Origin of the sequence: Streptomyces sp. NPDC059816, from assembly GCF_042732055.1 — a bacterium.
Lineage (GTDB): Bacteria > Actinomycetota > Actinomycetes > Streptomycetales > Streptomycetaceae > Streptomyces.
In genome coordinates, this window is sequence record NZ_JBHWIQ010000018.1 from 91364 (window position 1) to 116038 (window position 24675).

Annotated in this window: 23 protein-coding genes; 10 read left to right on the plus strand and 13 right to left on the minus strand. The window is 73.6% G+C overall.

All coding sequences use genetic code 11. The features are described from left to right. From ACFV88_RS23515 to ACFV88_RS23530, 4 genes are all read left to right on the plus strand, one after another. The coding region (locus ACFV88_RS23515) for a winged helix-turn-helix domain-containing protein (protein WP_385493764.1) at positions 1 to 385 on the plus strand (385 nt) is incomplete at its 5' end. Further along, positions 378 to 2531, plus strand: coding sequence for a sensor histidine kinase (locus ACFV88_RS23520; protein ID WP_385493765.1), 2154 nt, complete (start codon positions 378 to 380; stop codon positions 2529 to 2531). The genes ACFV88_RS23515 and ACFV88_RS23520, both read left to right, overlap by 8 nt. Positions 2532 to 2659: 128 nt before the next feature. Beyond that, positions 2660 to 3064, plus strand: coding sequence for a hypothetical protein (locus tag ACFV88_RS23525; RefSeq protein ID WP_385493767.1), 405 nt, complete (start codon positions 2660 to 2662; stop codon positions 3062 to 3064). Between the two features lie 148 nt (positions 3065 to 3212). Beyond that, a complete protein-coding gene (locus tag ACFV88_RS23530; protein ID WP_385493890.1) occupies positions 3213 to 3827 on the plus strand; it encodes a class F sortase in 615 nt (204 codons plus the stop codon). 15 nt (positions 3828 to 3842) lie between these two features. Here the strand turns inward: ACFV88_RS23530 and ACFV88_RS23535 are convergent, their stop codons facing one another. From ACFV88_RS23535 to ACFV88_RS23575, 9 genes are all read right to left on the minus strand, one after another. Then, positions 3843 to 4445: a hypothetical protein gene (locus tag ACFV88_RS23535; protein ID WP_385493768.1), complete on the minus strand. Its 603-nt coding sequence runs from the start codon at positions 4443 to 4445 to the stop codon at positions 3843 to 3845. A gap of 99 nt (positions 4446 to 4544) precedes the next feature. Beyond that, the gene (locus ACFV88_RS23540) at positions 4545 to 5237 is read right to left on the minus strand and encodes an ABC transporter ATP-binding protein (protein ID WP_385493769.1); all 693 of its coding nucleotides are present in this window, start codon (positions 5235 to 5237) and stop codon (positions 4545 to 4547) included. After that, complete coding sequence (locus ACFV88_RS23545) at positions 5230 to 6150, minus strand: ABC transporter ATP-binding protein (RefSeq protein ID WP_385493891.1); 921 nt, start codon at positions 6148 to 6150, stop codon at positions 5230 to 5232. Before ACFV88_RS23545 ends, ACFV88_RS23540 begins: the two co-directional genes overlap by 8 nt. Positions 6151 to 6242: 92 nt before the next feature. After that, positions 6243 to 7157 (minus strand): ABC transporter permease, encoded by a 915-nt coding sequence (locus tag ACFV88_RS23550; RefSeq protein ID WP_385493770.1) that lies wholly within the window; start codon positions 7155 to 7157, stop codon positions 6243 to 6245. Further along, positions 7150 to 8115 carry an ABC transporter permease gene (locus tag ACFV88_RS23555; RefSeq protein WP_385493892.1) on the minus strand — a complete coding sequence of 322 codons (966 nt, stop codon included), beginning with the start codon at positions 8113 to 8115 and terminating at the stop codon, positions 7150 to 7152. The genes ACFV88_RS23550 and ACFV88_RS23555 overlap by 8 nt, the downstream gene beginning before the upstream one ends. A 53-nt stretch (positions 8116 to 8168) precedes the next feature. Beyond that, on the minus strand, positions 8169 to 9758 hold the full coding sequence (locus tag ACFV88_RS23560; protein WP_385493771.1) for an ABC transporter substrate-binding protein: 1590 nt from the start codon (positions 9756 to 9758) through the stop codon (positions 8169 to 8171). A 244-nt stretch (positions 9759 to 10002) separates the two neighbouring features. Then, complete coding sequence (locus tag ACFV88_RS23565; RefSeq protein WP_385493773.1) at positions 10003 to 10647, minus strand: helix-turn-helix domain-containing protein; 645 nt, start codon at positions 10645 to 10647, stop codon at positions 10003 to 10005. 153 nt (positions 10648 to 10800) lie between these two features. Then, complete coding sequence (locus ACFV88_RS23570; protein WP_385493774.1) at positions 10801 to 11244, minus strand: hypothetical protein; 444 nt, start codon at positions 11242 to 11244, stop codon at positions 10801 to 10803. Between the two features lie 373 nt (positions 11245 to 11617). Further along, positions 11618 to 12919: an alpha/beta fold hydrolase gene (locus tag ACFV88_RS23575; RefSeq protein ID WP_385493775.1), complete on the minus strand. Its 1302-nt coding sequence runs from the start codon at positions 12917 to 12919 to the stop codon at positions 11618 to 11620. A 129-nt stretch (positions 12920 to 13048) separates the two neighbouring features. On the opposite strand from ACFV88_RS23575, the gene ACFV88_RS23580 reads away from it, so the two are divergent. From ACFV88_RS23580 to ACFV88_RS23595, 4 genes are read left to right on the plus strand one after another with little or no spacing between them, the layout of a single operon-like run. Continuing rightward, positions 13049 to 13804, plus strand: a complete 756-nt coding sequence (locus ACFV88_RS23580) for a (Fe-S)-binding protein (protein WP_385493777.1) — start codon at positions 13049 to 13051, stop codon at positions 13802 to 13804. After that, the gene (locus tag ACFV88_RS23585) at positions 13801 to 15324 is read left to right on the plus strand and encodes a lactate utilization protein B (protein WP_385493779.1); all 1524 of its coding nucleotides are present in this window, start codon (positions 13801 to 13803) and stop codon (positions 15322 to 15324) included. The genes ACFV88_RS23580 and ACFV88_RS23585 overlap by 4 nt, the downstream gene beginning before the upstream one ends. After that, positions 15321 to 16016 (plus strand): lactate utilization protein C, encoded by a 696-nt coding sequence (locus tag ACFV88_RS23590; RefSeq protein WP_385493780.1) that lies wholly within the window; start codon positions 15321 to 15323, stop codon positions 16014 to 16016. Before ACFV88_RS23585 ends, ACFV88_RS23590 begins: the two co-directional genes overlap by 4 nt. A 9-nt stretch (positions 16017 to 16025) precedes the next feature. Continuing rightward, on the plus strand, positions 16026 to 17189 hold the full coding sequence (locus ACFV88_RS23595) for an ABC transporter ATP-binding protein (RefSeq protein WP_385493781.1): 1164 nt from the start codon (positions 16026 to 16028) through the stop codon (positions 17187 to 17189). Positions 17190 to 17238: 49 nt separating this feature from the next. On the opposite strand, the gene ACFV88_RS23600 is transcribed toward ACFV88_RS23595, so the two are convergent. The 3 genes from ACFV88_RS23600 to ACFV88_RS23610 are packed head-to-tail and all read right to left on the minus strand — an operon-like array spanning position 17239 to position 19608. Continuing rightward, the gene (locus tag ACFV88_RS23600; protein WP_385493782.1) at positions 17239 to 18171 is read right to left on the minus strand and encodes an ABC transporter substrate-binding protein; all 933 of its coding nucleotides are present in this window, start codon (positions 18169 to 18171) and stop codon (positions 17239 to 17241) included. A gap of 50 nt (positions 18172 to 18221) precedes the next feature. Further along, complete coding sequence (locus ACFV88_RS23605) at positions 18222 to 18899, minus strand: ABC transporter permease (protein ID WP_385493893.1); 678 nt, start codon at positions 18897 to 18899, stop codon at positions 18222 to 18224. A 28-nt stretch (positions 18900 to 18927) separates the two neighbouring features. Further along, complete coding sequence (locus ACFV88_RS23610; protein ID WP_385493784.1) at positions 18928 to 19608, minus strand: ABC transporter permease; 681 nt, start codon at positions 19606 to 19608, stop codon at positions 18928 to 18930. Between the two features lie 163 nt (positions 19609 to 19771). Between ACFV88_RS23610 and ACFV88_RS23615 the strand changes: the two genes are divergently transcribed. Next, a complete protein-coding gene (locus ACFV88_RS23615) occupies positions 19772 to 20641 on the plus strand; it encodes a L,D-transpeptidase family protein (protein WP_385493785.1) in 870 nt (289 codons plus the stop codon). Between the two features lie 37 nt (positions 20642 to 20678). Here ACFV88_RS23615 and ACFV88_RS23620 read toward each other — a convergent pair whose 3' ends face one another. Then, on the minus strand, positions 20679 to 21437 hold the full coding sequence (locus tag ACFV88_RS23620; RefSeq protein ID WP_385493787.1) for a DJ-1/PfpI family protein: 759 nt from the start codon (positions 21435 to 21437) through the stop codon (positions 20679 to 20681). A 237-nt stretch (positions 21438 to 21674) separates the two neighbouring features. On the opposite strand from ACFV88_RS23620, the gene ACFV88_RS23625 reads away from it, so the two are divergent. Then, the gene (locus ACFV88_RS23625) at positions 21675 to 24599 is read left to right on the plus strand and encodes a BTAD domain-containing putative transcriptional regulator (RefSeq protein ID WP_385493788.1); all 2925 of its coding nucleotides are present in this window, start codon (positions 21675 to 21677) and stop codon (positions 24597 to 24599) included. The last annotated feature ends 76 nt before the right edge of the window (positions 24600 to 24675 follow it).

Here is a 24675-nt window from a genome sequence, read left to right on the forward strand (position 1 = left end):
GCCCCGGCAGGGGGCCGGGGCCGCGCCGCCGCCGGAGCCGGAACCCCCGCTGAGGGTGGGGGCGCTCACCGTCGATCCCGGTCGCCACGAGGTGAGCATCGACGGCGTCGCGGTCGAGTGCACGCCCGGGGAGTTCCGGTTGCTCGCCGCGATGGCCGCCGAACCCGACCGGGTGTTCAGCCGACAGCGGCTCCTGGAGGAACTCCATGGCTTCGACCGCTACATCAGCACCCGCACCGTGGACGTCCATGTGATGAACCTCCGCAAGAAGATCGAACGCTCTCCGCGGCGCCCGGTGCGGTTGCTCACCGTCTTCGGGGTGGGCTACAAGCTCACCGACCCGGAGCGGGGCCGCGGTGGCCCCCGGAGCGGGCACCGTGGGTAGCACCGCGCCCCCGCAACCGGGCCGCACGCCCCGCGCGGCGGGGCGACCCCGGCGGCTGCCGCTGCGCAAGAGCCTGCTGGGACGGTTCCTCGCCGTGTCGGCGCTGGTGGCCGCGTGTTCGGTGGCGGCGACGGCATGGCTGGCCGTGCAGACCACCTCGGGTGCGATCAAGAAGGAACAGGGGCAGTTGCTCGCCGACGACACCCGTGTCTACAACACCCTGCTCGACTACGCGGCGACCCACCCCAACTGGGACGACGTCCAAGGCACCGTGGACGACCTGGCGCAGCGGACCGGCCGCCGGATCACCCTCACCGACGGCGATCGCACCCCGTTCGCGGACTCCAGCCCCCAGGCCGCGCGCCCGACCCTGCCGCCGCAGGCGTCCGTGACCGTCAACCCGTTGGCCGTGGACACCGCACTGTCGGCGCTCGCCGGCGGGGAGTCGACCGAAGACCTGACGACCCGGAAGACCATCGCCCCCCAGACGCCCCGGCCCACGAAGGTGCGCCCCGAACCGGCACCCCCGCAAGCCGTGGTGCCGGGCAGAACGCCGAAGGTGGACCTCGCCCCGGAGCCGCCGGAGGAACGGCCGAAGCCGAACGGCGGGGTGCGCGGTCCGGTGGTGCCCTCGTCCCGCTCCGCGGACGAATCGGGGGTCGACCGGATCGACCCCCGGGCCGTCGGCCCCTTCCGTCTCTCCACGGCGGACCGGACCCGGCTGCGGGTGCTCGCCGAGCGTCAGGCCCAGTGTTACGCCGCGCGCGGGCTGACCGTCACCCTCGTCACCGGCCCCAGTGGACGGCCGCGGCTGGAACGCACCGCGCGCACGGACACGTCGGACCAGATGTTCCTGGACGACGGCCGGGAGTGCGACACGGGAGCCCTCAGCGCCCCGACCGCGTCCGAACGCACGGCGCTCGACACGCTCAACGACCTCACCAACGCCTGTCTCGACCGGCGGAGACAGCCACGGGTGGACGTCGGCCTCGACCTGACCTGGTCGGACACGCCGAACCCGAGCAAGGCACGCACCTCACTGGACCACCGGACGATCGGCCTGTGCCTGCACCAGGCCCGGGGCGAGCAGCTGTCCTCCCATGTGGCTCCCGAGGCGTTGCTGTTCATCACGGACCGGGACGGGGGGACCCCGTCGAAGTTCGAGCTGTCGCCGGACAACACGGCGAAGATCGCGGGTGCCGCCGCCCTCGTCCTGGCCCTCACCGTCGGGGTGTCGGTGGTGGCGGGCACGCGGCTGGTGCGTCCGCTGCACGCGTTGACGGGTGCGGCGCAACGGATGAAGGACGGTTCGGGCGGCGACCGGTGGACGCCGGTTCCGGTGCCCGCGGACAGCGAGATAGGACGACTCGCGGCGGCGTTCAACGACATGGCGGCGCACCGCACCCGGCTGGAGGAGCAGCGCAAGGTGATGGTCAGCGACGTCGCGCACGAGTTGCGGACCCCGTTGAGCAACATCCGGGGGTGGTTGGAGGGCGCTCAGGACGGGGTCGCCGAGCTGGACAAGGCGCTCGTCTCCTCGCTGCTGGAGGAGGCGGTGCAGCTCCAGCACATCATCGACGACCTCCAGGACCTCGCGGAGGCCGATGCGGGGGCGCTGCGGCTGTATCCGGAACCGGTGCCCGTCACGGAGTTGCTGGTCCAGGTCGCAGCGGCGCACCAGGCCCGGGCGGACGCCGCGGGGGTCACCCTGACCGTGAGCGCGTCCACCGGGCCGGCGGAGGGTGGTGGTCCGGACGATCCGGTGGTCGACCCGGTGCGGCTGCGGCAGGCCGTGGGCAATCTCGTCACCAATGCGATCCGGCACACTCCGTCGGGCGGGGAGGTGACCGTGCGCGCGGCGCGGAGCGAGCCGGAAGGGGATCTGGTGTTGGAGGTCAGCGACACCGGGGAGGGCCTCACCGCGGAGCAACTGCCGTACGTCTTCGACCGGTTCTGGCGCGCCGAGAAGTCCCGTAACCGCCGGACGGGTGGAAGCGGGTTGGGCCTCTCGATCGTGCGACGGCTCACCGAGGCGCACGGGGGAACGGTGAGCGTGTCGAGCACGGTGGACGTCGGTTCGGTGTTCACCCTGCGCATTCCGGCCCGGGGTTCCGTGTCGGAGCCGGCGGGCGACCGGCAGGGCTGATCCGATCCGCACAGTGATCTGACAGGTTCTTCACACGGCCGGGCGAGCCTGTGCGGACAGGCCCGGCGGGGCCGGTCGTGACCGGTTCCCCGCCGGGTACCCATCCCGGCTGAAACGGAGACCCGTTCATGTCCCACCGCACCATCCTGCGTCGGGCCGCGCTGCTGAGCGTCGCGGTCGGCGCTGTGCTCGCCCCGACCGCCGCCGTCGCCTCGGACTCCCCCGAGAAGCCCCGCGGCGCCATGGTCCTGACCCCGAAGGATTCCCCGGCGCCCGCCACTGCGCGCGGTGGCGTCGCGGCCGGTACGGCGACCCCGTCGCCCACCCCTCCCTCCCGTGAGATCCCGAAGGTGTCCCTCGCCGAGGGCGACCGGGCCGTCACGCCGCGGGGCGGGGTCGCCGCGGGCGAACGCCCCGTCGAGCAGAGCGGCTCCCCCGCGCTCATCGGTTCCGCGGCCGGTCTGGTGCTGCTCGCGGGCGCCGGAGCGGTCGTCGTGCGACGCCGGGTGACGGCGGCGCGCCCGACCGTCTGATCCACCGGTGGCGCCGCCCGACCCACGGGTGGCGCCACCTCCGGTGTTCGGCCCGTACGGCGCCCGGCCCGGCCGGGCGCCGGTCTCCTCATCCGCAGCCCCCGTCAGGACCTCCGTGATCTCGCACCCGCGTTCCACCGCCCTGGGCATGGCCCTGCTCGCCCTCACCACGGCCGGTCTCGTCACCGGTTGCGGCGGCTCCGACACCCCCGCATCGGCAGCGTCCGGTCGGGGTGCGGACTCCGCCCCCACCTCCTCCGCCGCGGACGCCGGCGCCGACCGGCCGGACGGCTCCCCGTCCGACGGCACGGCGTCGCAGCCCGCCGCCCCCACCCGGGTGTCCGTCCCGTCCCTCGGCATCTCCAGTGAGCTGATGCCCCTGGGGCTGAACGAGGACGGCACCGTCGAAGTGCCCCCGGCGGACCAGGGGATGACGGCCAGCTGGTACACGGGTCGGCCCGTGCCCGGTGCGCCCGGCCCCGCAGTGATCATCGGGCACAACGCCACCCGGCACGGACCCGCCGTGTTCAAGGACCTCAAGGACATCCGCAAGGGCGCCCGGATCAGCGTGCGCAACGCCGCGGGTGCGAACACCCACTTCCGGGTCACCGGCACGGAGACGGTGAGCAAGAAGGAGTTCCCCACCCAGAAGGTCTACGGCTCCACCGCGGAACGGGCCCTACGGCTCGTCACCTGCGACGGTGCGTTCGACGCCGAGGGCCATCCGGTGGACAACCTGATCGTGTACGCGGTCCGCAGCTGATCCGGTTCGGGCGGGTCAAACAGCCGCTGGGGCCGACGCGCAGGGACACGGCCGGTACTCCAGGCCGAGTTCCTGGTCGACGGCCTCGCTCGTCCGGGTCGCGGCCTCGGTGACCTCCTCCCAGGAGCCGTACTTGGCGTACAGCTGGTCCGCGGTCGGGCCGAGCGGGTTGCCGTACTTGGCGATGTTCCGCTCCTCCAGTCGCCGCACCTGCTCCGGGGACATGCCCGCGCGGGTGATCTCCTTGGCTTCGTTGCGCAGGTCGACCATCCGCCGGGCGATCTCCTCCTCCGAGGCGCCCCGTGCCCGCATCGCGCACTCCTCGCGGTCCATGTCCGCGAGGAGCCCGTGGTAGCGCATCCGGACGTCCCGGGACGCCACCCGTGCCTCGGGGGTCTGCGCACGGATCTGACAGACGACGGGCTCCGGGCTGGCGCAGGGCCCCGGGCTCGCCGGTTCGGCGGAGAGCGGTGCGATGACGACGGAGCCGCAGGCGGTGGGCGCACAGGCCACGGGCTGGTGGGCGTGGGCGGCCGGGCCGGTGAACAGGACGGCCTGCACCGTGAGGACGGCGGGCAGGACGTAGCGGGTCAGGGCGCGGAATCGAGGTGTGGGCATGACCCGCATCCTGGCCCCGCGGCGGCCCCCGTGACCGGGTCACGGGGCCGTGGTCCCCCGTCCGGGCAGCGTGCGTCCTCCTGACGGGGGACGCACCGGTCACCCGTGCGGTCGGGGCGGTGCGGGCCGCTGCTCCTCGTGGGTCAGCGCCGACCAGGTGACGGTGCGCTCGCACCAGCGTTCCAGCAGGACGCGGTCGTGGCCCACGGCCAGCAGTGCGGCGCCCGACTCGGCCCGGTACTGCTCGACCACGGCGACCAGGGCTGCGGTGGTGGAGGCGTCGAGCATGGCGGTCATCTCGTCGGCGATCAGCAGGCGGGGCCGCAGGACGAGGGCCCGGGCGAGACAGGCCCGCTGCAACTGGCCGTCGCTGACCTCGTGCGGTCGGCGGCCGAGGAGGTCCGGGCCGAGGCCCACGGTCCGGGCCAGTTCGGCGATCCGGTCGGCGACCTCGGCGGCGCGGCCGGTGGCGCGCAGCGGTTCGGCAACGAGGTCGGCGAGGGTCAGGCGGGGGTCCGCCGCGAGCCTCGGCTGTTGGAAGACCACGCCGATCGCGGTGCGTTGGGAGCGCGGGGCCCCGTGCCGCCAGCCCCGTACCGGCTCGCCTTCGAGTGTCACCCGGCCTGCGTAGGGGCGGTGCAGCAGGGCGGCGACCCGGGCGAGGGTGGACTTGCCGCAGCCGCTCGGGCCGAGCAGGCCGATCGACTCGCCGGGGGCGACGTGCAGGGTCACTCCCCGGACGACCGGTGCGCGCCGGTCGTACCCGGCGACGACGGAACGGAGTTCAAGCACCGGGTACCTCCACGGCGGCGGCCCGTAGGGGCAGGGGGTGGTGGCAGGCGACCCCGTCGAACGCGGGGCGGGCGCCGCAGCGGTCGGCGGCCCGGTCGCAGCGGGCCGCGAAGGCACAGCCGTCGGGCAGGGCGGTGAGCTCCGGCGGCATCCCGGGGATGGGGGTGAACGCCCGCTCGGGCAGGGCGTCGAGGAGCCCGTGGGCGTAGGGGTGGCGCGGACCGGGTGCCCCGAAGAAGTCGGGTGCCGGGGCGATCTCCACGATGCGGCCCGCGTACATCACGGCGACCCGGTTGGCGATGCGTTGGGCGGCGGCGAGGTCATGGGTGATGAGGAGCAGGGCCCGTTCGTCGCCGATGTGGCGGCGCAGTTCGTCGACGGTGCGGTCCACCAGGTCGCGGTCGAGGCCGGTGGTGGGTTCGTCGGCGAGCAGCAGCGGGGCGTCGCCGACCAGGGCGAGGGCGGTGGCGGCGCGCTGGGCGAGACCGCCGGAGAGTTCGTGCGGGTAGCGGTCGAGGTGGTCCTCCGGGAAGGCCGCGCGGACGGCGGCGGCCCGGGCGGCGGCGCGCAGCGAGGACCGCGGGGTGCCGGTGACCTCGCGGAGCGTCTCCTCCAGTTGGGAGCGGACCGTGCGGACCGGGGTGAGGTGCGCTGCGGGGCTCTGGGGGACCAGTGCGACGCGGCGACCGCGGACCCGGCGGGCGAGGGTGGCCTCGTCCGCGGCGAGCAGGTCGACGTCCCCGTCGAGGACGGCGGTGCCCGCGGTCTGGGCGTTGGCCGGCAGGAGCCCGAGGAGGGCGGAGGCCAGCACGGACTTGCCGCAGCCGCTTTCGCCGACGAGGGCCAGGCACTCGCCGCGCCGGAGGTCGAAGTCGGCGTCGCTGACGGCACTCACTTGGCTGCCGCCCCGCATGCGGAAGCGGACGGACAGTCCGCGCACCGCGAGCAGCGGCGCCCCGGTGGTGGCTGTGCCGGCCGTGGACTGCGGGCCCTTCGCCGTGCTGCTCACAACATCAGCTCCGATCGACGTCGGGGGTTGAGGCGTTCGCGCCAGACTCCGGCGAGCCCGGCGATGGCGAGGGTGGGGACGATGATGAAGAGCCCGGGGAAGAGGGTGGGCCACCAGTCGCCGGCGAGGAGGGAGCCGCGGGCGGTCTGGACGAGGGTGCCCAGGCTGGCCTGGTGGGTGGGCAGGCCCAGGCCGAGGAAGGAGAGCGCCGACTCGTGCCAGATGGCGTGCGGCACCATGAGGACGGCGGCGAGGCCGGCCTGGGGCAGGACCCCCGGCAGCAGGTGGCGCACGGCGACCCGACGGCGTGAGGCGCCGCCGGAGACGGCGGCGTCGATGTACGGCCGGGAGCGCAGGGACAGCACTTCGGCGCGGACGATCCGGGCGGTGGACAGCCAGTGGGTGAGGGCGACGGAGAAGACGACGGGCCACACTCCGGGGCGGAACATCGCGACGATGAAGATGCCGAGCAGCAGGTGCGGGACGGACGCGAAGGCGTCCACCAGCCGCATCACGAGCCGGTCGACCCAGCCGCCGAAGACGGCCGCGGCGGTGCCCACTGCGGTGCCGATGACGGTGGCGACGAGGGCGGCGACCAGACCGACGAGCAGGGAGACCCGCAGTCCGTACAGGCAGCGCAGCAGCAGGTCCCGGCCCACGTCGTCGGTTCCGAAGGGGTGTTCCCAGGACGGCGGCTGGAGCTTGGCCGCGAGGTTCACGGCCTGTTCGTCGAGTTGGACGAGCGGCGGCACGACGAGGACCGCGAGGACGACGGCGGTGACGATGACGGCCGAGGACCACAGTCGCCAGGTGCGGGTGGAGCGTCGGGTGCCGCCCCGGGACCGCCAGGTCGGGGCTTCGGGGCCCGGGCCGTCGTGGTGGGTGGCGGGCGGGTGTGCGGTGTCAGCCATCGAAGCCCACTCTCGGGTCGGCGAGGCCGTACAGCAGGTCGGCGAGGAGGTTGCCGAGGAGCACGGCGGCGGTGGCGAGGACGGTGAGCGCGGCGAGCAGCGGGAAGTCGACGGAGGTCGCGGCTTCGACGGTGGCGGCGGCGATGCCGGGCCAGCTGAAGACGGTCTCGACGAGCAGGGCGCCGGTGATGAGTTCGGGGACCCGCGAGCCCACGAGGGTGAGGACGGGCAGCATGCCCGAGCGCAGGGCGTGCCCGACGAGTACGGTCCTGGGCGCGAGTCCGCGGGCGCGGGCGCCGCGCACGGGGTCCTCGTCGAGGGCGTCGCCCACGCCTTGGCGGACGTAGAGGGCGAACCACGGGAGTTGGGAGACGGCGAGGACCAGTGCGGGCAGGATCAGATGGTTCGTGACCTGTCCGGCGGTGATGACGTTGCTCCCGGTGTCGGTGAGGCCGCCGGCGGGGAGCGCGCCGAGTTTCAGGGAGAACAGCCAGATCGCGAGGAGGCCGAGCCAGAACGGCGGGGCGGCTTCCAGGGTGTACGCGAGGGAGGTGACGACCCGGTCGACGATTCCGCCGCGCCGACGTGCTGCGAGGACCCCCACCAGGGTGCCCAGCAGGATCGCGAGGGCGAAGGCGGTGGCGGCGAGCAGGACGGACCAGCCGATGCGTTCGGTGATCACGTCGGCGACGGGTTGCCGCATCACGGCGGAGTCGCCGAGGTCCCCGGTGAGGGCGCCGGTGACCCAGTCCCACCAGCGGGCGGTGAGGGGCTGGTCCGCGCCGAGGTTGGCCCGGAGTTGGTCGAGGTTCTCCTGCGAGGCGGTGAGTCCGGCGGTGCCGGCGTACGCCTTGACCGGGTCGAAGGGTGAGGCCGCGGCGATGGCGAAGACGCCGAAGGTGACGGCGAAGAGGATCGGCACGCCGAAGAGGACGCGCCGTCCCGCGAGCCGTGCCATGGGCCCCCAGGGCAGCCCCCGCCCGGTGCGGGGGCTGCCGTCGGTGGCCTCGGTCACTGCTGGGGCTGCCAGTCCTCGACGTTCCACCAGGGTCCGGAAGCGAGGCCGTGGTCGTGCGGCTCGATCTGGGTGGTGAGGGAGCCGAAGCGGTCCTCGACGACGTACAGGTGGTCGATGTGGGTGAGGAAGGTGTAGCCGGGGTTCTTCACCAGTTCGCGCTGGACGGTGTCGTACGCGGCGCCCCGCACCGTCCGGTCGCCGCTGCGGCGGGCGTCGTCGAGGGCCTTGTCGACGGCGGGGTTGTCGTACCAGGCCATGTTGTTGAAGCCGTCGCCCGCGAGGTCGGACTTGAGGAGGGTGTACTGGTCGAAGTCCGGGTCGGCCGGGGAGCCGCCGCCGGCGAGGACGGCGTCCTCGGGCATCCGGGGCTCGATGACCTCCCAGGTGCCGGCCTGCACCTTGATCTCGATGCCCGCCTTCTTGGCGTCGGAGGCGTAGGCGAGGGCGTGGTCCTGGCGGAGCTTGTCGCCGGAGACGTACCAGAGCGGGAAGGAGGCGCGGACGCCGTCCTTCTTGCGCACGCCGTCGCCGCCGGCCTTCCAGCCCGCGGCGTCGAGGAGCTTCTTGGCCCGGTCGAGGTCGTGGGTGCGTTCGGTGCCTTCGGTGAACCACTCGCTGTCGGTGGGGACGGGGCCGTACGCCTCCTTGCCGGCGCCGTTGAGGATCGATTCGACCATCGCGCCGCGGTCGACGGCGATGTCGAGGGCGCGTCGGATCGCGGTGTCGCCGGTGACCTCGTTGCCGGTGGGCAGGGTGACGACGCGGTAGTCGAAGGTCTTGGCCGCGTGCGTCTTGCGGTCCTCGTCCTTGGCGAAGGTCTCGGCGAGGTTCGGCGGGAGGATGGCGCCGTCGAGGTCGCCGGAGCGCAGCCGGGTGGCGCGCACGTCGTCGTCCTTGATGACGGCCATGGTGAAGTTCTTGACCTTCGGCGCGTCGCCCCAGTAGCCGGGGTTGGCCTTGAAGGAGATCTTCTCGCCCTTGGACCAGGTGACGAGCTGGTAGGGGCCGGTCCCGACGGGCTTGGTGGTGAAGGGGCCGCTGTTGACGTCCTGGCGGCCCGCGACGTGCTCGGGGGCGATGGGCAGGACGGTCCGCTCGGCGAAGGGGGCGTACGGGTACTTCAGCCGGAAGACGACCGTGTCCTCGCCCTCGGCCTCGACCGTCTTCAGCGCGTCGAGTTCGCCCTTGGACGCGTTGTTCGTCTTCGGGTCGAGGATGGTGCGGTAGGTGAAGACGACGTCCTCGGCCGTGAAGGGCTTGCCGTCGCTGAACTTCACGCCGTCGCGCAGTCGGTAGGTGTAGGTCAGGCCGCCGTCGCTGACCTTCGGCAGTTCGGCGGCGAGCGCGGGCCGCAGGTTCATCTCGGCGTCGTGGGTGAGCAGCCCGTCGAAGATCTTCGAGTTGCCGTCCTTGCCGAAGCCGAGCAGTGGGCTCAGGCTCTCGGGCTCGTAGGCGATGCCGACGACGGCGGAGTCGCCCGCGGACCCGTCCTCGCCGCCGGGGGCCGAGCAGGCCGTCGCGGTCACCGCGACGGCGGTCGCCGCCGCCACGATGCCCGCGCCACGTATCGATCGGGCCCTCATGCCGCTCCACCCCTAGCATCCTGGTGATTCTTTGATGATCAAAAGTTATTGCGAGTGATTCGCAATTGTGCATTATGCATGAGGTAACGGTCACCGAGCGAGGGGCATCCCTCCGCGGGCGCACGGACGTTCGCCCGGTGCGGCGGGGCCGCACCGGGTGGCGGGGACGGTGGTGTGGGGGACCTCACAGCGAGGGACGGAGCGCGTCGCCCCGCCCGGACTGCGGGTCGCCGGGGGCGGCGGATCAGCCGGGCGCCCGGCCGTCGCCCCCGGCGCGGCTCGGACGGGCGCGTACGTGCATCCGCTCGCCCTGCGGGCCGAAGAGGCTCAGGTACTCGACCGCGCCCTCTCCGGTGGAGCCGAACCAGTGCGGCACCCGGGTGTCGAATTCCGCCGCCTCCCCCGCGGCGAGCACGATGTCGTGTTCGCCGAGGACCAGCCGCAGCCGGCCGGCCAGCACGTACAGCCATTCGTAGCCCTCGTGGACCCGGGGGTCGGGGGGCTCGGCCAGGCGCGCGGGTTCGATGACCTTGTACGCCTGGAGGCCCCCGGGCTGGCGGGTGAGCGGGAACAGCGTGCGGCCGCCCCGATGGATCGGCTTCGACCTGATCCGGGGGTCACCGGTGGGCGGGGCGCCGACCAGTTCGTCGAGGGGGACCTGATGGGCGCGGGCGAGCGGCAGCAGCAACTCCAGGCTCGGCTTGCGCAGCCCGGACTCCAGCCGGGACAGGGTGCTCACCGAAATGCCGGTGAGGGCGCAGAGACCGGCGAGGGTCACCCCCCGTTCCTTGCGGAGTTCCCGCAACCGGGGCCCCACCGCTGCCAGCACTTCGTCGGTCCGGTCCCGGTCGTCCCCGTCCGGGACCGGACCCTGCTCGTCATCCGTCACGTGTTCATTGCAGGTTCGGCAAAGCCGATTGTCAATCGCGCATCGTCGGCGAGAGCGCGCACCCCTGCCCGCGCCGGGGGGTGCCCGGCGCGGTGACGGACCGGGCCCGGCCGGGTGACGGCCCGGCGACCCGTGCGAGCGGGCGGGCGACCGTCAGGACTGGTAGCTCGGGTCCAGACGGTAGAGCGTCGAGCCGACCTCCGTCATCACGCTGTCGGCGACGGCTCCGTCCTGACAGGCCACGCCGAGGTCCGCCTCGAAGCGGGTGACATCGGGCCGCGCGGGCTCGGCGGCGCCCTCCTCGCGCTGGTCGGTGAGGATCTCGGCGGCCATCACCCAGCGTTCCGGGGAGGTCATCTGCTGACGGAACTGGTCACAGGTGGTGTCGGCGGTGGGCCGCTTCCAGGTCTGTTCGTAGCTGCCGTCGGGGCCCGGCTTGGGCAGGGCCTGCTTGGAAGCGCTGGCGGGCGCGGAACTGCCGGCGTCGGCAGCGGTGCTGGACCGGTTGCTGCCGGAACCTCCCGAAGTGTCGGTGCCGCAGGCGACGAGCGCCAGGGACAGGGTGGTGACAGCGAGTAGAGCGGAGCTGGTGCGCATGGTGTGCCCCCCATGTGAACGGTGCTTTTAGAGCGACATTCTGGAGGGAAAAGGATCGCCCGAGCACGAATCCGAACGCTTCGTTTCCTACCCGTAACGCAGCGCTAAAGTGGTCTGGACCAGCAGTTTTGTCCTCGGGAGGGGTTCCGGCGGGTCTCGGAAAGGCCCTCTCTCCGCTGCCCAGCGGGCATTTGACGCCTCGTCGGGCACGACCGTCACCGGTCCGTACGCCGGGGCGCACGCCCCGCGCGGACACAGACGTCATTTGGGCCCCACGCGCACCCCGAGCCGGGGCGCGCGCCGCAGGAACGTCCCCGGGGCGGCCACCCCGGTACGCAGCCTCGGCGCACGCCCCGGGCTCCGCGCTCCTGCTTCAGACCTCGTCGCGGACCAACGCCAGCAGCCGGTCCAGGACCCGACCGCCCCCGACGCGCACCCCGTCGTGCTCGAACTCGTCGGTGACCCAGGTGCGCAGCCCCCGCACGGCCCGGGCGGTGGCCAGCGAGTGGGCCGTGTCGACGTACATGTCGTCGTGGTAGACGGCCGCGGCGACCGGCACCTCGTTGCGGGCGAGGCCGTCCGCGTCGTAGAGGGGCGTCCAGTCGGCGCGTGCGGCCAGCAGGTCGGCTGCCTCCCGCAGCGGGCGCAGGGCGGGGTCCGCCGTGAACATCCACGGGTGGACGGTCTCCCCGGTGAACAGCAGCGGCCCGCTCCCGGCCAACGTCTTCGCCGCGTCGAACTCCGGGAACTCCGCCCGGACCCGCTCGGCCGACCAGCCGGTCGCCCGGTGGTCCTGGGCGTAGATGGACTCGTGGACCATCGCGTACAGCGGGTGTCCCGCGTGCGAGAGGAGGGCGTGCACCTCCTCCAGGAACGCGTCCGCGAGGGCCGGTCCCGACGGGGTGCGCACGAAGGCGTTCTCCAGGAGGTAGTGCAGACGGTGGCTGCCGTCGCCGCCGCCGAGGAGGATGCCGAGGGACTGGAACGCCTCCACCGTCAGCCGGTAGCCGCCGCCGGTGACGACCTCGTGTTCGGCGAGGTGAGCGGCGATCCGCCAGGCCCGCTCGACGTCCATCGGATAGCGGAGGTAGTGGCCGCCGACCTTCCGGGAGATCCGCGGGTACGCGGCCCGGTAGACGTCGTCGGCATGGGCGTCCAGGGAGGGCAGACCACCCGTGATCAGGGCGGCCGACAGTCCCTCGGGGGCGGTGGACAGATAGCTGGTGGCGCAGAACCCCCCGAAGCTCTGGCCGAGCACGGTCCAGGGCGCGCCACCGGTCAGGACCGGGCGGATCGCCTCGCAGTCCCGGACGATGGAGTCCGAGCGGAAGCGGGTCAGGTAGTCGGCCTGCTCCCGGGGCCCGCCGCGCGCGGGCAGCGTCTGGCGGGTGGCCGGCGTCGAACGGCCGGTGCCCCGCTGGTCGAGCAGCAGGACCCGGAACTCCTCCAGGGCGCGCGGCAGCCAGGCCGAGGCACCGGCGAAACGGTTCGCGCCGAACCCGGGGCCGCCCTGGAGGTAGACCAGCCACGGCAGGCCCTCGGGGTCGCGCCCCGGGGCCACGGCCTCCCGGGCGAACAGTTCGATCTGCTCGCCCGCGGGCTGGTCGTGGTCCAGTGGGACGCCGAAGTGGTGGTCTGTGAAGACGACGCCCGGCTGACGGTACGAAAGCGGCACGGGGCTACTCCTGCGATGCTCGGTTTGTGGGATTGTGCGTCAAGTTGACCACAGTGTTCGCCGCGCCCGCCGCCCGCCCGCGGCGCGTAGGGTGCGACCCAGTCGCCGACCGAGGAGGCGTACCCCACGATGCGAGTCGCCCTGTTCCTGACCTGCGTCAACGACACGCTGTTCCCGGGCACCGGGCGGGCCGTGGTCGCCCTGCTGTCCCGATTGGGGGTGGACGTCGACTTCCCCCTGGCCCAGACCTGTTGCGGACAGCCGCAGTACAACACGGGCTACCGGCGCGACACGGAACCGCTGGCCCTGCGCTACGCGGACGTGTTCGACGACTACGACGCGGTCGTCACCCCCTCGGGATCGTGCGCCGCCATGGTGCGGGAGCAGTATCCGCGGCTCGGTGAGCGGGCCCGTGCGGAGGGCCGCGGTGGCGGCTTGGCGACGGCCCTGGCCGCGGTCGTGCCGAAGACGTACGAGTTGACGGAGTTCCTGATCGACGTGCTGGGCGTGACGGACGTCGGCGCCCACTACCCGCACACCGTCACCTACCACCCCACGTGCCACGGGTTGCGCTCGCTACGGCTCGGTGACCGGCCCGTCCGGCTGCTGCGGGCGGTGCGGGGGCTCGAACTCGTGGAGTTGCCGGGGGCCGAGGAGTGCTGCGGCTTCGGCGGCACCTTCGCCGTGAAGAACCCGGACGTGTCGGTGGCGATGGGCACCGACAAGGCGCGGGCCGCGGAGGGAACGGGGGCCGGGGTGTTGTGCGCCGCCGACAACTCCTGTCTGCTCCACCTCGGCGGCATCCTGAGCAGACGCGGGTCCCGGGTGCGCCCCGTGCACCTCGCGCAGATCCTGGCCAGCACCGAGGGGAGCACCCCGTCATGAGCGGCACGTTCGTCGGCATGCCCGCCTTCCCGGTGGCCGCGCGGGAGGCGGTGCAGGACGCCACGCTGCGCCGCAACCTCCGGCACGCCACCCGTACCATCCGCGAGCGTCGGGCCCGCGCCGTCGCCGAGCTGTCCGACTGGGCGCAGCTGCGGGAGGCGGGCCGGCGCATCAAGGACCAAACCCTGCGCCATCTGGACCACTACCTGATGCAGTTGGAGGAGTCGGTCACGGCGGCCGGCGGGACCGTCCACTGGGCGGCCGACGCAGCCGAGGCGAACCGGATCGTCACCGATCTGGTGGCGGCGACCGGTCACCGCGAGGTGGTGAAGGTCAAGTCGATGGCCACCCAGGAGATCGGGCTGAACGAGGCCCTGGCCGCCGAGGGCGTCCGGGCGTACGAGACGGATCTCGCGGAGCTGATCGTCCAGCTCGGCGACGACCGGCCCTCCCACATCCTGGTCCCGGCGATCCACCGGAACCGGGGCGAGATCCGGGACGTGTTCGCCCGTCGGATGGGCGACTGGGGGCGGCCCGCCCCGGACGGGTTGACCGATGCGCCGGCCGAGCTGGCGGAGGCGGCGCGGCTGCACCTGCGGGAGAAGTTCCTACGGGCCCGGGTGGGGATCTCGGGGGCGAACTTCATGGTGGCCGAGACCGGCACGATGGTCGTGGTCGAGTCGGAGGGCAACGGCAGGATGTGCCTGACCCTGCCGCAAACCCTGATCTCCGTGGTCGGCATCGAGAAGGTGGTGCCGACCTGGCGGGACCTGGAGGTGTTCCTCCAGACCCTCCCCCGTTCCTCGACGGCCGAGCGGATGAACCCGTACACGTCGATGTGGACGGGCACCGCGCGGACGTCCGACGGGGACGGACCGCACACGTTCCATCTGGTGCTCCTCGACAACGGCCGCACCGACACGCTCGCCGACGAGGTGGGCCGCCAGGCGCTGCGCTGCATCCGTTGTTCGGCGTGCCTGAACGTCTGCCCGGTGTACGAGCGGGCGGGCGGCCATGCGTACGGGTCGGTGTACCCGGGCCCGATCGGTGCGATCCTCAGCCCCCAGCTACGGGGAACGGGCAGCGCGGTCGACGCCTCCCTGCCGTTCGCATCGTCCCTGTGCGGGGCGTGCTACGACGTCTGCCCGGTCGCCATCGACATCCCGGAGGTGCTGGTCCGGCTGCGCGAACGGGTGGTCGAAGGGGGGCCGGCGGTGCGCCGGGGCACCCGGGTCGTGCTGCGGCCGGCGCGGGGGCACGCGGCCGAGCGGGCGGCAATGCGGGCGGCCCGTTGGGCCTTCACCCGTCCGACCGCCCTGGCCGCCGGTCAACGCCTCGCGTCCCGCACCCGGCGGCTGCACCCCCGCAGGTTGCCCGGCCCCGGCCGGGCCTGGACGGCGGGCCGCGATCTGCCGCCGGTCCCGCCGGAGTCGTTCCGCGACTGGTGGCGCCGCACCTCGGGCGGCCGGGACACCGGGCCGGGCACCACGGGCAGCACTGACCGGGGGGCCACGACGTGAACAGCAGGGAACGGGTGCTGGGCCGGGTGCGTCGGGCCCTCGCGGACGACCGGGGGGAGGGTCCCGCCGCGCCCACGTCCGCGTCGAGGCTGCCCCGGGACTATCTGCGGACCCACGGCGAGCGGAGCGAACGGGAGCGCACCGCACTGCTGGCGGAGCATCTGACGGAGTACCGCGCGCACGTCCACCGGGCCGACCCCGACGGACTGCCTGAGCTGATCGCCCGGCTGTTGGACGCGCGCGGCGCGCGGCGGGTGCTGGTACCGGCGGGGCTGCCGCCGCACTGGCTGTCGGCGGCGGTGCAGGAGCCCGTGCCCGACCGGGCCGAGGACACCGCCGCAGCGCTGGACCGGGTCGACAGCGTCCTCACGGGGTGCGCGCTGGCGATCGCCGAGACGGGCACGCTCGTGCTGGACGGCGGCCCGGACCAGGGGCGCCGCCGGATCACCCTGGTCCCCGATCACCACATCTGTGTCGTGCGGGTTCCGGACCAGGTGGTGTGCTCGGTGCCGCAGGCCGTCGCCCGGCTGGACCCGACCCGGCCGCAGACCTGGATCTCGGGACCGTCGGCGACCAGCGACATCGAGCTGGACCGGGTGGAGGGGGTGCACGGGCCGCGCACCCTGGACGTGGTGCTGGTGGGCTCCGACGGGCCCGGACGTGCGTGTGCGGGGGACGGCGGCCCCGGCTAGCGTGAGGGAATGATCCGGTTCGAGCAGGTCGGCAAGCGCTACCCGGACGGCACGACAGCGGTGGACGGCCTGGACTTCGAGGTGGCGCGGGGGGAACTGGTCACCTTGGTGGGGCCGTCGGGCTGCGGCAAGACGACCACGATGATGATGGTCAACCGGCTCATCGAACCGAGTACGGGACGCATCCTCGTCGACGGCGAGGACGTCGCCACGGTCGATCCCGTGCACCTGCGCCGCCGGATCGGCTACGTCATCCAGCAGGTGGGCTTGTTCCCGCACCGGACCGTCCTCGACAACACGGCGACCGTGCCCGCCCTGATCGGCTGGAAGAAGGCGCGGGCGCGGGCGCGGGCCGCGGAACTGCTGGAGCTGGTGGGGCTGGACCCGGCGACGTACGGTGCCCGCTACCCCGACCAGCTCTCCGGTGGGCAGCGGCAACGGGTGGGCGTGGCCCGGGCGCTCGCCGCCGACCCGCCGGTGCTGCTGATGGACGAGCCGTTCGGCGCGGTGGACCCGGTCGTCCGGGAGCAGTTGCAGGACGAGTTCCTCCGGATGCAGGCCGCGGTGCGCAAGACGGTGCTGTTGGTGACCCACGACATCGAGGAAGCGGTCCGTCTCGGTGACCGGATCGCGGTGTACGGGCGGGGCCGCATCGAGCAGTACGACACCCCGGCCGCGGTGCTCGGGACGCCGGCCACCCCCTACGTCGCCGAGTTCGTCGGGGCCGACCGGGGGTTGAAGCGGTTGTCGGTGACGTCGATCGAACCGGACGACCTGGAACAGCCGGTCGTCGTGCGCACCGGGGAGGCGGCCGATCGGGCGGCGGGCCGGCTGCGGGGCGAGGGGGCCCGTTGGGGCGTGGTGCTGGACGCCGACGGGGATCTGCACGGCTGGGTCGGCGCGGACGAGTTGGCGCTCGCGGAGCCCGGCGCCGCGGTCGGGGACCTGGCCCACCGGATGAACGCCTGGGTGCCGATCGGCGCCCCGTTGAAGCAGGCGTTCGGGGTGATGCTCCAGCACGACGCGGGCTGGGTGGCGGTCATCGACGGGGCCCGGTTCCTGGGGGTGTTGACCCCGGCGAAGCTCCACGAGGCGCTGCGGCGGTCGGTGGACGCGGACGCGCGGGGCGTGGCGCGGGACGAGGTGTCGTTCGACTCGGTGTCGGACGTGTGAGGGTCGGGCGGTGCGGGGCCGGGCGGTGGGCGGACCGTGCGGGTGCGGTTCACAGGAGGCCCTGGTCCGTGAGGTAGGCCCGGGCGACGTCCTCGGGCAGTCGGCGCCAGCTGTCGACCTGCTGGTTGAGCGAGGCGAGGTCGGCGGTGGTGAGGACCTCGTTCACCCGGTCCAGGACTCGGGTCACCCCGTGGGCGCCCGCCCGGGCCCGGTTGACGACGGGGACGACGTAGTCGGCGTTCTGGAGGTGCTTGTCGTCGGCGAGGATGACCAGCCCGAACTCGGAGAGCGTCGCGTCGGTGGTGGTGGTGAGCACCATCTGGTCCTGCCCGCTCTGCACGGCCTTCTTCGCCTGGGTGGTGCCGACGCCCTTGGGGTCGATGCCGGTGATGTCGATGCCGTACACCTTCTTCAGGCCGGGTTCGCAGTACGGGCGCTGCACGCACTCGTCCCCGGCCGCGAGCCGCACGGGCAGTCCGGAGCGTCCGAGGTCGCTGAGCGTCTTCAGTCGGTGCTCACGGGCGTAGGACCCGGCCACCGCGAAGGCGTTCTGGTCGACGGCCCGGCCCGGGTCCAGGACGGTCAGGCCCCGGGGCCCGGCGAGCCGGCGCAGGGCCGCCATGGTGGTGCGCAGGTCGGGTGAGCCCACGGGTGCGGCGTCGGGGCCGTTCTCCTTGGCGTTCAACCAGTCGGCGAAGGTGGCCGCGTACTCCGGGACGACGTCGATCTGACCGGATTCCAGGGCGGGTTCGTAGAGTTCGCGGTTGGCGACGGTGAGCAGTCGCGTCCCGTACCCGGCGTTCCGCAGGAGCAGCGCGTACATCTGGGCGAGCAGATCGCTCTCGGTGAAGCCCGCCGAGCCGACGACGAGGTCCTTGCTGTTCCCCGGCGGTGCGGTGACCGCGTCCCGGGTCTCCAGGGCGGGTCCGCCGGCGCAGCCGGCCAAAAGGAGGACCAGGCCCAGCACGACGCAGACCCGCATGACCCGCGTGACCCGGCCGGCACGGGTGTGACGGGCTACCGGACGGCGGGTCACCGGGCCGCCCGGGCGCGGGTCCGGGCGGGCGCCAGCCGTTCGACGACCTCGAAGACGCCCTCCACCAGCAGGGCGAAGAGGGCGACGAGGACGGCGCCCGCGACCACCATGGGGGTACTGGCCAGGTTGAAGCCCGCGGTGATGATCCGGCCGAGTCCGCCACCGCCCGCGAGGGCGGCGATGGTGGCGGTGGCGACGAGTTGCACGGCCGCGATCCGCACTCCGGTGAGGACCAGGGGCAGTGCGAGCGGGAGTTCGACCCGCAGCAGGACCTGTCGCCCCGTCATGCCCATGCCACGTGCGGCCTGGACCACGCCCCGGTCGACGCCGCGCATCCCCACATAGGCGTTGGTGAGCAGCGGCGGCACGGCGAACAGCACCAGCGCGACGACGGTCGGTCCTTCCCCGTACCGGCCGATCGGAGTCAACAGCAGCAGGACGAGGACCGCGAAGGTGGGGACGGCCCGGCCGATGTTGGCGAGGTTGACCGCAAGGGCGCCCCCGCGGCCGAGGTGGCCGAGCACCAGGGCCACGGGCAGGGCGATCAGACAGCTGACGACCAGGCAGACGACGGTCAGCACGGCGTGCTGGAGCAGCCGGTGGCCGATGCCGTCGGTGCCGGACCAGTGCGCCGGATCCGTCAGCCACTGCCACGCCTCGGTGAGGGTGTTCAGGGCCCCACCCCCCGGGTCCGGTGGCCCGTCACGCGCGGGAGGCCCGCGTCCAGGGCGTGAGCAGTCGCTGCACGCCGAGCAGCAGGACGTCCGCAAGGACCGCGATCACGACGCAGAGCACGGACGCGGTGAGGACCTGGGCCTTGAAGTAGGTGTTCATGCCCGCGTAGATGAGGTTGCCGAGCCCGCCGAACCCGACGATCGCCCCGACCGTGACCAGGGACACGGCGGAGACCGTGGCGATCCGCAGCCCCGCCATGGCGGCGGGCAGCGCGAGCGGGAGTTCGACGGAGAGCAGGAGGCGGACCGGTCCGAAGCCGAGGCCGCGGGCCGCCTGCCGGGTCTCCTCGGGGACCGCCCGCAGCCCGGCGAGGATGTTCCGCACCAGCAGGGTCAGCGAGTACAGGACGAGTCCGGCGACGACGAGGGAGGCGGACAGTCCGTACGCGGGCAGCAGCAGCGAGAACATCGCGAGCGACGGAATGGTGTAGAGCACGGTCGTCACCACGAGGACGGGGCCGGCGGCCCCGTGCCAGCGGCGGGCGACCACGGCCAGCGGGACGGCCACGACCAGGGCGATCAGGACCGCGAGGAAGGTCAGCTGGAGGTGCTGGAGCACCGCGTCGGCGAGGATCTGACTCCGGGTCGTGAGGTAGTCGCCGCAGATCCACTCGTTGCGGGCGAGGCAGTCGTCCGGGGGCGCGGTCATCTGCTCATTCCAGCGTGGCGGGCCGTCACCCGCCCGGTGGGCTGGGCCGTTCGGGGGCATCGGCCGGGTCGAAGCCAAAGGGACGGGGATTCCCCGGCGCGGACGGGCACACATGGGCACACCGAGGGGTCGGGTGTCGGCCCCGTGATCGAAAGGTTCCGTCGTGTCCGCGAGCTCCGTCCGCTCCCGCCCGTCCAGGACCCGCACCGCCCGGGGGCTGCTGGCTGCCGCCTCCTGTGCCGCGCTGCTGCTCACCGGGTGTTCCGGCACCGCCCGGCACTCCGCCGAGGGAGCGACGGGCGGGCGGACGGCCGGTGAGAGGACGGTGAGCGGGGACGATGACGCTGACGATGACGCGGACGCGTCGCCGCGGGCCGGTGCACGGGGTTCGGCGGGCCCGCCGGTCGAGGGACGGCCGGGACCGGGGGCCACCGCGGCAGCGGCGGTACCGCCCGGGCTCGGGCCGCTCACCGGGGCCCGGGTGCCGGCGAAGGCGCGGCAGGCCCTGGTGGTGACCGGCACCGGGCGGGACTCCAGCGCGAGCACCGCGGCCCTGCACCAGCGGGACGCGCACGGCGCCTGGCGGCTGGTGGCCGGTCCCTGGCCCGCGCACAACGCGCTGAGCGGCTGGACGGACGACCACCGGGCGGGCGATCTGCGCACCCCGGTCGGCGTGTTCGGGCTCGGCGACGCGGGCGGGCTGCTGCCCGACCCGGGGACGAAGCTCCCGTACGACCAGGACGAACAGTTCGGCGACTCCGGCACGGGCTATCTGGACGAGTCGTTGGAGGGCTCCTTCGACTACGTCCTCGCCATCGACTACAACCGGGTGCCCGGTACCTCGCCGCTGGACAAGACCCGCCCGCTCGGCCTCGGCAAGGGCAGTGGCATCTGGTTGCACGTCGACCACGGCGGCCCGACCAAGGGCTGCGTGTCGTTGCCGCGCGGGCGGATGCGGGAGCTGTTGCGCCATCTCGACCCGGCGCTGCGCCCGGTCGTGGTGATGGGGGACGCCGGGGCCCTGCGGAAGTGACCGCGGGGCCGTCGGGGCCGTCCCGGCAGCGGGCAGGTCAGTCGGAGCGCACCCCGGTGCGCAGGGGGGTGCCCCGCTGTTCGAACTCCAGTAGGTACTCCACGTCCGTCGCCGCCTTGGGGCTGACGTCACGGGCCAACAGGTGGAGCGCGCCGTCGATGCCGGAGCTGACACCGCCCGCCGAGACGAGGTCGCCGTCGTCGACGACCCGTACGTTGCGGACGTCGCAGCCCTCGTCCCTCAGGTGCTGTCGGGCGCCGGTGTGCGTGGTGCACGGCCGGGTGCCGACGAGTCCGGCGGCGTGCAGGAGCACCACGCCCGTGCAGACGCCGACGAGCGTCGGGCCGCGGCGGGCCGCCTCGCGCAGTCGGCGGGTGAGGACCCCACGGCGGATCTCCGGCCAGATCCCGGGTCTGTTCCGGTCCCGGAAGCCGCCGCCGGGCACCACGATCACGTCCGTCTCCTCGGGGTCCCACTCCTGGGCGACCTGCACCTGGGTGCCGAAGGCGAGGGTGACCCGGGCCGGGACTCCACCGGTCACGAGTCGGACGCGCACCGGGTGCCCCATCGCGGCGGCGCCCGCGAACACTTCGAAGGGGCCGAACACGTCGAGCTCCTCGACCCCGTCGAACAGGACGATGTCCACCCGCAGCGGATCCGCGGCGCCGCGCGGTGCGTCCGGGGCACCGGTGCGGGTGCCCGTGGCCGCCGCGGCAGGGCCGGCTGCGGCGATGCCCGCGCCGAGGGCGGCTCCGGCGGCCGTCGCGAGCGCGCTCCTGCGTTTGATCCGGGTCACCGGAACCTCCGTGGCCTGGACGTCGTCCGGTGACGCCGTCCGATGGTGGTGTCGTGGTCGTTGAGGTAGTCGTGTCGGATGGGGTGTGAGTTCCCCGAATGACGGGGCAGGGGACTCGGTCCGGACCGGAATCCGGTGGCCTGAAACGACCGGATTAGCGCTGGAGCAACGGTTCGACGGCCCGGTAGACAGACAGGCTCCAGTGGATCCGTACGGCCGGAGTCAGGGGGTTGACCGGTGCTCTTCCGAGTCCTGGGCGGCATCGAGGCGTGGACCCCGGAAGGCGTGCGCCTGGAGGTGGGGCACCCGCGCCAGCGTGGGGTCCTGGGGGCGCTGCTCCTCGACGCGGGTCGGGGGGTCGCCGCGGACGTGCTGGTGGACCGGGTGTGGGGCGAGGACCCGCCGCGTCGGGGCCGGGACACCCTGTACAGCTATGTGTCGCGGCTGCGCGGTGCGCTGACGGGCACCGGTGCGGAGGTCGTACGGGAGGCCACGGGCTACCGGTTGGCGGTCCCCCGGCAATCGGTGGACGTCCACCACTTCCGCGATCTGGTGCGCAGGGCAGGTGCGAGCACGGCTCCCGAGGACGGGGTCGGGTTGTGGGAGGAGGCGCTCGGGCTGTGGCACGGCGATGCCTTCGCGGGGGCCGACACGCCGTGGTTCAGCGCGCGGCGGACGGAGTTGGACGGTGAGCGACTGACCGCCCAGTCGGACCTGACGGACGCCCTGTTGGAGCTGGGGCGGCACAGCGGGCTGGTCACCGAGCTGAGCGCGCGGGCGGAGCAGCACCCGTTCGACGAGCGGATCACCGCCCAGTTGATGGTGGCCCTGTACCGCAGTGGCCGTGCTTCCGAGGCGCTGGCCCGCTACCGGGTCCTGAGTCGGCGGCTCGCCCGGGAACTGGGTACCGACCCGGGGCCCGAACTGCGGCGATTACAGCAGCGCGTGTTGACCGCCGACCCCGCGCTCGCGCACCGCCCGGACCCGGGTTCCGGCTCCCGGACCGCGGCGGGCCCGGGCCGCACGCCGGACCGGGCCGTCGTCGAGGACCCTAGATCCGTACCGCCGACCGATCCCGCACCGCGGGCAGCCGCGCCCGGGCCGGCCGCCGCACCCGCTGCGAGCCCTGCGGTGGTGCCGGTGCCGCGTCAACTGCCGGCTTGTCCGCGCGGGTTCGTCGGGCGGGAGGCGGAGCTCCGGCGGCTCGGCCGTGCGGTGGACCCCGGTGCCCCGCGGCAGGGCGGTACGGCGGTGATCTCCTCGATCGCCGGGACCGGCGGGGTCGGCAAGACCTGGCTGGCGCTGCGCTGGGCGCACGACCACCTCGACCGGTTCCCCGACGGGCAACTCTACGCGGACCTGCGCGGTTTCGACCCTTCGGGGCAGCCGGTGGCGGCGGACGTGGTGGTGCGGGGCTTCCTCGACGCCCTGGGCGTGGACCCCTCGGCCGTGCCCGCCGGAGCGGACGCCCGGAGCGGGACGTACCGGAGCCTGACCGCCGGGCGACGGCTGCTGGTCGTCCTCGACAACGCCCGCGACGCCGCCCACGTCGACCCGCTGCTGCCCGGGGGCGACACCTGTACCGTCCTGGTCACCAGCCGCAACCGGCTGACCGGTCTGGTGACGGCGCGCGGTGCGGTGCCGCTCGCCCTCGACGTGCTGCCCACCGAGGAGGCACGTGCACTGCTCACCGAGCAGCTCGGCACCGCACGCACCGGGGCCGATCCGCCGGCCGTCGCCGAGATCACCGGGCACTGCGGGCGACTACCGCTCGCCCTGGCCATCGTGGCCGCCCGGGCCGCCGCCCACCCCGACTTCCCGTTGGCGGGCATCGCCGAGGAGCTACGAGCAGCGCACGGCAGCCTCGACGCCTTCGAAGGCACCGACCACGCCGCGGACGCCCGGGCGGTCTTCTCCTGGTCGTACCGCACCTTGGGCCCGCGGGCCGCCCGGTTGTTCCGGCTGCTGGGGCTGCACCCCGGTGACGAGATCCAGGTGCCCGCCGCGGCGAGCCTGCTCGCCGCGGCGGCCCGCGAGTCACGTGCGGCCCTCGCGGAACTCGGCGCCGCCCACCTGGTGACCGAGCGGGTTCCCGGCCGCTTCGGACTGCACGACCTGCTCCGCGCCTACGCGACCGAACTCGTCGCGGAGGAACCCGAGGCGGAGCAGCAGCAGGCCCTGGGCCGCCTCCTCGACCACTACGCCGCCTCGGCGCACGCGGCCGATCTGCTGCTGGCACCGCACCGGGACCCCCTCGCGGTCACGCCCCCGGCGGCCGGGGTCACCGTGGCGCACCACCCCACGCATGCGAAGGCCCTGGACTGGTTCACCGCGGAGCGCGGGGTCCTGGTGCGCGCGGTCGAACTCGCCGCCCGTCGGGGCTTCGACACCCACACCCGGGAGTTGACCTGGGCGATGACCACGTACCTCGGGCGCCGCTCGTTGTGGCCGGACCTGATCCTGACCCATCGGCTCGGGCTGCGCTCCGCCGGGCGGCTCGGAGACCACCGCTGGCAGGCGCAGGCCCATGTGGAGCTCGCCATCGCCGAAGGGGAGTCGGGGCGGCAAGAGGACGCCGGGTTCCACTACGCCCAGGCCCTGGACATGTACCAGGAGCTGGACGACCTGGCGGGTGAGGCACGAACCCGGTTGAGCCTCAGTTGGTGGTACGACCGGCAACAGGACCTGCCTCGTTCCCTCAGGGAGAACCAACGGGCCCTGGCGCTGTTCCGTAGGGCCGGGCACGAGGCGGGTGAGGCTCGGGCGCTCAATGCGGTGGGGTGGGACCACGCACAGCTCGGCGACCACGAGGAGGCGGCCTCGTGCTGTCGTCAGGCACTCGCCCTCCAGCAGAAGCTCGGGGACGTGCGCGGTGAGGCCAACACTTGGGACAGCCTGGGATTCGTGTACCAGAACCTCGGGGAGTACGCCCGGGCCGCCGACTGCTACCGCCGGGCACTGTCGTTGAACCGGGAGTTGCGGCACCGGTTCAGCGAGGCGGAGGCCCTGTGCCACCTCGGTGACGTCCAGGACCTCACCGGCGACCGCGCCGCGGCCCGCAGCACCTGGCGGGAGGCCGAGGCCATCCTCACGGAAATCGGGTACGAGGGCCCGCTCCGCACCGAGACCATGCGCAACCTCGACTCCCCGGACCCGGTCTGAGTCCGGACCCTGGTCAGGGGCGAGGAGCTGCGGTGACCGTGCCGCCGGGGCGCGCACCGGCCCGTGCGCGGTGCGC